Source organism: Chryseobacterium sp. VD8, assembly GCF_037149975.1.
Lineage (GTDB): Bacteria > Bacteroidota > Bacteroidia > Flavobacteriales > Weeksellaceae > Chryseobacterium > Chryseobacterium indicum.
This window is the reverse complement of sequence record NZ_JBBCQL010000036.1, coordinates 18,592-27,406: the sequence shown is the minus strand read 5'-3', so window position 1 is coordinate 27,406 and position 8,815 is coordinate 18,592. Positions and strand designations below refer to the sequence as shown.

Annotated in this window: 1 protein-coding gene; it reads left to right on the top strand. The window is 38.8% G+C overall.

Going from position 1 to position 8,815, the window contains the following annotated elements; translation table 11 throughout:
* The first annotated feature begins 38 nt into the window (after positions 1–38).
* On the top strand, positions 39–8,813 hold the full coding sequence (locus WFK35_RS06320) for an RHS repeat-associated core domain-containing protein (RefSeq protein WP_336731895.1): 8,775 nt from the start codon (positions 39–41) through the stop codon (positions 8,811–8,813).
* Positions 8,814–8,815: the final 2 nt, after the last annotated feature.

Below are 8,815 nucleotides of genomic sequence, written 5' to 3'. Positions count from 1 at the left end.
ATAAATTTGGATGGGCCGGAACGGGATGGGATATCCCCGTGGAAACCATTGATCTTGATACACGTTGGGGAGTTCCTACATTCAGCAGCACCAATGAATCTGAAATTTATACCATTGCCGGTGAGCAGCTGGTGTTTAAAGATGACTATCTGCCCAATAAGGTACCCTATGCAGAAACAAGAGCAGCTGACAGATCTTTTTATTATCGGAATGGGATAAAAGAAGGCTATAAAATTATCCGTAAAGGAAATTCTCCCGGAGCATACACCTGGGAAATCCTTGACGGCAGCGGAACCAAAAAGGAATATCAGGATATATTAACCAATAATCCGGGCAATAATACCTCAGGAAATATTGTTAAATGGTATTTAACCAAAGTTACCGACCGATTCGGGAATACCATAACGTATACGTATACCGATACGTATGACGGAGGAGGGAAAAACAAATATCTTTCCCGAATTGCTTACAGCAATAATACCTTTATTGATTTTGAAAATGAGCCGGGGGTAAGACCTGATATGATTATCAATAATAAATTGGGGGTAAAGCTATCCGATCCCAAAATACTAAGAAAAATTACGGTAAAAAGAGCAAATACCGTAATCAGAGAGTATCAGCTGGATAATACTTTGTTAGGCCAGTTCTCCAAAAGACTATTAAAAGAGATCATCCAAAAGGATGGGAATGGAAATGTATTCAATAAACATGTCCTAACTTATAATACTTCGGTAGGGATTTTTGATAAATTTCCTACAAAAGTTTACAATACTCCAAAAGATAATAGCGATGTCGGTTCTTTTTCAGGAGGGAACACCAGCTTTATTGGGGGGAGCTATGCGAAGAATAAAAATATAAGAGGCTCTTTAAGCTTTGGCTGGGGATTTTGCGTTTTGGTGGGATCAAATAAGAAAGGGACGATCGGAATTACCGGAAGCTATGACGACAACAGATCATATGGAAAAAACCAGCTTATCGATATGGATGGAGACGGCTTGCTGGATAAAGCCTTTTATGCTTCAAACGGGGTAATCGGCTTTCGAAAAAACGGAAAAAATTCATTTGGCAGTGTATATTCATCCATAGGGCTTCCAAGTGAAACTCCTATAACCCGGCACAATGCCTATAATACAACTTTAGGATTAGAATATTCCTTCAGAAGAGGAGTGGTAGGCTTTAATTACTCTTGGGGTAACAGCAACTCCCCTACCTATTTTTCAGATGTCAACGGAGACGGACTGGTTGATATGGTTAACTATGGAGAAGTTTTCTTTGGTAAAATAAGAAACGGCGCTCCTCAATTTAAGTCACAGACTTCTTCCACTACTGTAAATGTAACGGAAGAAACTCCTAATGCCATTCTGGAAGGAAGTCCTGCTGTTATGGATACTATTAATACAACTCAGATTACCTCTTCCCTTGCAAATATTGTAAGAATGTGGGAAGCACCTGTTACCGGAGATATCCAAATTAACAACAGTATGTCGTTGTCACAGAATTCTCAGGACGGAGTAGATGTCTGGATTGAAAAAGGGGGAATGACAAAAGCAAATGAAGACAATTCAGCATTTTCGCCTTCTAATTCTACCCTGATTTCTTCTGTGGTTACATTATCCAATTCCGGACAGACACAAAACCTTTCAGCGGGTACCCACGTGGAGAAGGGACAGAGGATTTTTATAATTGCCTCTTCAAAAACCGGTCCCGACGGAGATAAAATTAATGTAAATACTAATATTGAATATACGTCTGTTCCGGGTGTTACCAATCTGGCGTTAAAAGATGCCAATAACAATAATTATTTTAAATTCAATTCTTCCACTCATTACTTGGCTTCCAGCAAAAAGGATAATGTTGTAGGCGATAAAAGCAAAGTAAAAATTACTTGGGGAACCCTTGCTAATGAGACTTTCACAGATGATGTTGATTTTAAAATTTACAAATCGGTTCAGTCTATTTCAGATACAACAGGGGTTATTCCACCTTCCACATTAATTTATCACCACAAATTGCCAAAAGGGGCAAACTTAAATTCCGTTACGGAAACGAGTAATCTGGTTCCCAATTCGGATATCTCGAATATTCTGGTTAACCAAAATCCGTCAGATTCTACCATGACCATGTTACACTTTGATGTTTCTTCAGATACGAATGTTTCGTGGGAAAAGATCAAATGGAGACCCGATATGACCGTAATGTCAGATACCGATACCACAGCAGTAAAAGCATTGGTACAATATAATCCTTATTCAGAAAGACTTACCAATAATTTACCTAAGGTATCCAATGATTACTTATTTCAAAGTGACGGATGGGCTAATTTTGCCCCTTTCGGAGCTTCTAGTATAGGACAAAATATAAATTTAAACCTTTCAACAAATCATAATGCTCAAGTTACCTTTTCAATTAAGGCACAGCTAACTAATGGTACTTATTACACTTTCAAAAAAAAGGTAAATGTTGTAAATAATATAATGCCGGCTCCATTGATTTCGGTTTGTTATAATAATTATAACTGTGATTACCCTATTCAAATGAGCGATTATGATAGTTTTATTACTACAGCAAAGGTTGTTTTTGAAATTCATAGTACAGATTATGATGTAGCAAAAAAGATAGCTTCTTTAAATCCATCCATTCCATTAAATACTAGTAATTCCAATACTGTTGCTAAGGTTGATGTTTGGGCATATCGCTCTAATAATACTCACTACAATACCAACACAGGACTGATATATCAGGGATGGGGAGGATTTACCTATAATGGTTCTAAGTATGCTGGACAGCCGATCCGGGAAAATGAATTTACCGTCAATCCTGTAAGTACCGTTCCTCCTCCGGGCGGTTCATCACCATGTAATCCTTCAGCTCCGGATTATACTACCTGTATGATTAATTATATATCCCAGCAGAATAGCAATCGATATTTTACTCCTTTGGCACTGGATGCAGAAAAATATGCTTATGTTTCTCCTTTGGAATCTGCAGAATTAACCGGTGATTACCTACAACCTTTTATGCTAGGGGTAAGTACAGGAGGTCAGACCGTTACCCAAACGCCTGTATTTGCCGTTCCAAATCCCCGAGGAATTATTCTCCGTTCCAAATCCGATGGATTGCATTTATATGCAGCGGGATCGATTACTCCATGGCTCGGAATCAGCGGACATGCCGGATTTTCTAATGATAAAACAGCGGATTATTTTCAGGACTTTAATGGGGATCAGTATCCCGATATTATTTCCGGGACTTACTTTCAGAAGACCAATATTTTAGGACAGCTCTCTACTGTATCCGGAATCGATAAAAAAGAAATCAAAAGCAAAGGATGGATCTTAGGAGCGGGACTTTCAGCATCCCCTTCTATTGCAAAATTCAGCAGTAATACAGGAATATTCTTCAATATAGGTGGTGAGAAAGATTTGCATACCGGTTCTTCTTCATTTGCATTGGGAATAGGAGTGAATTTAACCATAGGAAAAGCTTGGGGACAAGGTAACGGAGTCTGGGCAGATATGAATGGTGATGGTCTCATGGATTATGTTTCGGAAGGAAATGTATATCTCAATAACGGCAGTGGCTTTGTTTATGATCCTTACGGCTGGAGTGTTTCCGATATTTCTAAAAATGATTCTTTTGCAGTTTCCGGAGGCGGAGGATACAGTATGGCAAACGGAAGCTGGGCAGGAGGTGTTGGACTTTCCAAATCAAACTCAACGGCAAAGACAGGACTGATTGACGTTAATGGCGATGGGCAAGCTGATAAAATAGTTAAAAACGGGAATACTTATGAAATCTGGATGAACAATGGAACATCATTTTTATCTCCCAATAATTTTAATAAAGATTTCAGCCTGGATAATAAACAGAATTCTTCAGGGTCTAACTTTTTCGGAACATTATGTGCGTGTCTTGGACTAAAGATATGTTTATCGGGAGGTTTCAGTACAGATAAATCGGTTAACAAACAGGAAGTTGATTTACGTGATTTTGATGGGGACGGATATCCTGACTTACTGATTTCTAATAAAGACACAGAATTAACCTACTATCATAATAATCTGGCAAAGGCGAATTTATTGCTTCGTATAGAAAATCCTCTTCAGGGTGCTATACAAATGGATTATAATTACGTTAATGAAGATGGAAATTTAGGTTCTTTAGTGGGCGGAACGTATCAAATGCCATTTTCAAAAACAGTAATGACCGGAGTTACCCTATGGAATTTCAGACCATTAGATACTACATTGCAGTTTCCTAACGGAATTAACGATCCACAGAAAGTAAAACCAAGAGAAATATTCGGGTTTGAATATGAAAAAGGAGTGCATGACAGAAGGGAAAGAGAGTTCTTAGGATTTGGAGTCATCAAGACCAAAGTATATAATGATCTGACGCTTCATCAGACCCACGTTACCGAATATGAAACAGATTACACAGGAAATGAAAGTAATTTCTTTGTTAACTACAATGATACCAAAGTAAGACAGTACTTCTATAAGAAAGGACTGGTTCGTTCTACTTATCTTTTGGACAGCCAGAACAGAAAACGTTCAGAAACAAAAAATACCTACCGTTATTTTGATCAAAGTTCTTCTTCCGGATATCAGCTTACGGAAAACCAGACTGAACCTCAGTACAAAGATATTGGAAGAATCATTCCTTTACTGTACAAGACAGAATCCTCGTTTACAGAATATGCCGGAGGAAACAGTCATAGCAAAAGTACGATCAAAACAATTGATTCTTATGATAAGTATGGAAGTGTTACTCAGTCTACGGACAGAGGGGTATCGATGAGCAATGTTCTGGATGACGTTAAGATGAACGTTTCTTATCATAGTCCGGGAGTTAAAAATATTGTGGGGATTCCTTCAGAACAGACCATTACTGCAGGCGGTCAGTTGGTAAGAAAAAATATAACAGAACAGGATGATGCTCAAAATATTAAAAAGATTAAGAAGTATCTGGGAACGGAAACCGCAGACTTTGATATGGAATATGATACTTATGGTAATCTTACCAAGGTTACCCAGCCGGCATCAGCAAATATGCAGCGAATGTTTTATTCTTATTCGTATGATCCGGTTTATCACACCTATCTGCTGCAAACTACTGATGCATACGGTTATACATCTTCTACCCAGTATGACAGCAATTATCTGTTTGGGGTTCCGACTGTCGTAACGGATATTAACGGAGTAACCGCCGAGTATAAGTATGACGGTTTCGGAAGACTTACTCAGTACCGTTCACCATTGGATGGAGACTGGACAGTAAAAATGTATTATTATCCATTGGATGTAATGCCGGTAGCAGTTACCGAGAGAAAAGCACCTTCCGTTAACGGGAATGTTCCTACAGATAATTATTTCAGCAGCCTTTTCAGTGATGCCTGGGGATCTGGGTTAATGATGAAAAAGCTCTTTAAAAAAGAGAACGGAACATACTATTTTGCCAACAATATCTATCAGATCAAAGACAAGCTGGGAAGACCGGTGAAAACCATTATCAGAGATAAAGTTACTACGGGAACAAATATTATGACTTCTCTGAGAACATTCGATGATTATCTGACTTCTGAAGATCAGGCAGCACAGACGTATACCACTACCTCGTATGATGATCTTGATCGTCCTGTGAGTATTACACAAAACAGTGTTACTACTAATGCGGGAGCGCAAAATCTGGTGACAAAAATATTTTATGAATTTGGAAGTGACAGAAGCGGGCTTACCCAATTCTCCACAAGAACGCAGAGTCCGTTAGGGAATACCACAATCTCTTATACGGATGAAAAAGGAAGAACGACTTCGAACAAACAAACCGGAGGCGGTACGGATCTGTGGACAAGCTATGGATATGATTTATTAGGACAGCTTACTGAAATAGATGATACAGGATATCACCCAACCAAATATGTTTATGATATGTTGGGCAGAAAAGTTTCTGTGGAACAGCCGGATGCCGGGACTTCTACTTTCAAATATGATCTGAGCGGAAAAATGACCAGTTCAGCATCTGCTGTTCTGAATTCCAATGGCCAACAAATCGATTACAGATATAACTATGACCAGCTTACTTCGGTAATTTATCCTACCCATTCGGTGTTTCTTGAATACGGAACTTCCGGAGCAGCAGATTTTGCCGCCGGAAGACTGGTAAAACAGAAGGATAAAACGGGAACACAGGTATTTAAATATACTCCTGTAGGTCAGGTGAAAGAAAATACCCGTGTGGTGGTGGCTCCGAATAATGTACCGAAAATGTTTAAAACGTCCTTTGTATATGATGCATTAGGAAGAATTAATAAAATTACCTATCCGGATACCGAAGAAGTTACCTATAATTATAATATGGCAGGATTGCTGGATAACATCCAGAGCAAACTGCCGGGAGAGATAAAATTAAATCCTATTATCTATTCTCTAAAATATGATAACAGGGATCAGATGACCTCTTATCGCGCAGCTAACGGAACAAAGACGGATTATAAATATGATCCCTGGGGAAGAACAAAAGAGCTGGCACTTTTATATACTACAGGAACAAATATCCGTAGAAATCTGTATTCATTTGATGGCAACGGAAATGTAGCTAATATTAACGGAGTCACACCAATGACCGGCAATTACCCTTCTACGGATATGGCAATTGCTACAGAAAAGACCTTCAATTATGATCCTTTTGGAAGGCTTGAGTCTGCACAGATTTTAGCAAAAGGACAAGAAAATACCAAGTATTATACTTTAAACATGAAGTATAATGACGCCGGAAATATGAGTGTAAAGGATTTTAAACTCAAAACGTATCTGAATAACGGAACATGTCAATTCCCGCAAAATGAAGGAGATATAGGAGATTATAAATATAATGATCCTAACCACCCTAATGCAGTATCTGCTATAGAATACGATAAGTTCGAAATGTTTACGTCTCCTCTGGACTGCGGAAATGCACCAATAGCATCTCCGGTAATCAAAAAAGAAACTTTTTCTTATGACCTGAACGGAAATCTTACAGGAATAGATGAAGGATACTCTGGGGATTTAAGAAAACAGTATTGGGATGAAGAAAACAGGCTAAAGGCTGTTGTTACCCAGAAACAGAATCTTAACTATTATGTATATGATGCTGCAGGAGAAAGAATCCTTAAAAATGATGCCGTTTCCAAAAAGCTTTACGTGAACGGAAACAATCCGGATGAAACAACCCAAATGGGAGCATTCATCTACTACCCGAGCGGATATCTTGTATTGAGTGAAAAAACCATGAGTAAACATTACTACATGGGCAACCAAAGAATAGCGACCCGTGTAAGCAATGTTCCTACCCACCGATTCAAGATTAATTTAACAGGAGAATATGATGATCTTGCCATTGCGCTTTCGGAAGAGGTGAACGATATCATTGCACAGGCAGGGCTCCCGCAGGCAGTTTGGGTAAGCAATCAAGATTCTCAGGGAACCTATACCCCACCCGTTTCAGGGAGCAGCGATCCTACAGTATGTTCTTATATTATAGAACAGCAACTGATGATCTTCGATCAGGATCATAATATAGACTGTTTTAATAAGCTCAAGGAGGCGTATGCTAATGCTCTTGCCAATGGGCAGAATATCTGTGATATGTGGAGCGAGTTTTTAAATGATGAATGTATGCTCAATTATACGCCACCAGAGCCGGTAGAATCTGAAATGTACTGGATCCATCCGGATCATCTCAGCGGAGCTTCCATTTTGGTAAACAGTGCAGGAAAAGTAACCAACTGGTACGAGTATATGCCGTATGGCGAACTGCTGATGGAGCTTTCTAATCAGGATTACAACAATCCTTATAAATTTAATAGTAAAGAATTTGATGCTGCAACAGGGTATTACTACTATGGCGCAAGATATTACGATCCTAAACGAAGCTTCTGGCTTTCTGTAGATCCACTGGTAGATATCACGGGTTCTCCCTATGCTTACGTCTGGAACGATCCTGTAAACTATGCAGATCCTTCAGGGATGATGGGTGAAAGAGTCGGAGGAAGACCAAAGGATTGGTATAGAGACAGGCTCGGAAATGTGTCCTGGCATGATAGTCAAGAAGATGAAATCAAAGGGAAAAACGGAGAAAAATTAACGCGTTTAGGAAAAGAAGGTTCTTACATTAATATTAAAGGAACTTATACTCAGCTTAATAGAAATCGTACTGTTACAGAAGATGGTAAGACATCATTTGTGGTAAGACCAAGCCAAATGTCCGCAAGTTCAATGGGAGGAAATGATGTTCCTCAGATTGCTTCTCCAGGGAAGCCTAAAACTTATTTCAGTTCTTTTGATACTGATAAATATTATCCTCCGGCACCTCAAAGGCTTCCAAGCCCCGCTTTAACAGATCCAAGTGCTTCAATGATGAGATTTTATATAGAGGCGGAAGCTGGAGGATATCTTTTTAGAGGATTTAAAGGTATATTGTTTTATGATGCCGGAGTTCAATATATTAAGGTTGGACATTGGTGTCCAAGAGAAAGTTATAACATAATGGCGGAAGCTGGCTATTTAGTTGAAGAACCAGGTACTGCGGGTCATACATTTCTCTCTACTGCTGAATCTGGACCAACAAGTTGGAATGATGCTCCTCAAGGATGGGTATATTCACAATTCGAAGTAAGAACAAAAGATATAATGAAAGCCGGAACCGATGAATGGTTTCAAGCAATACATCCAACTAATCCAAAAAAATACTTAATAAATAAAATACTTAAACAAGGAGGAGAGTTAACACCAAGGATTAGGAATATTTCTCCAATACTTAAAACCAAATAAAT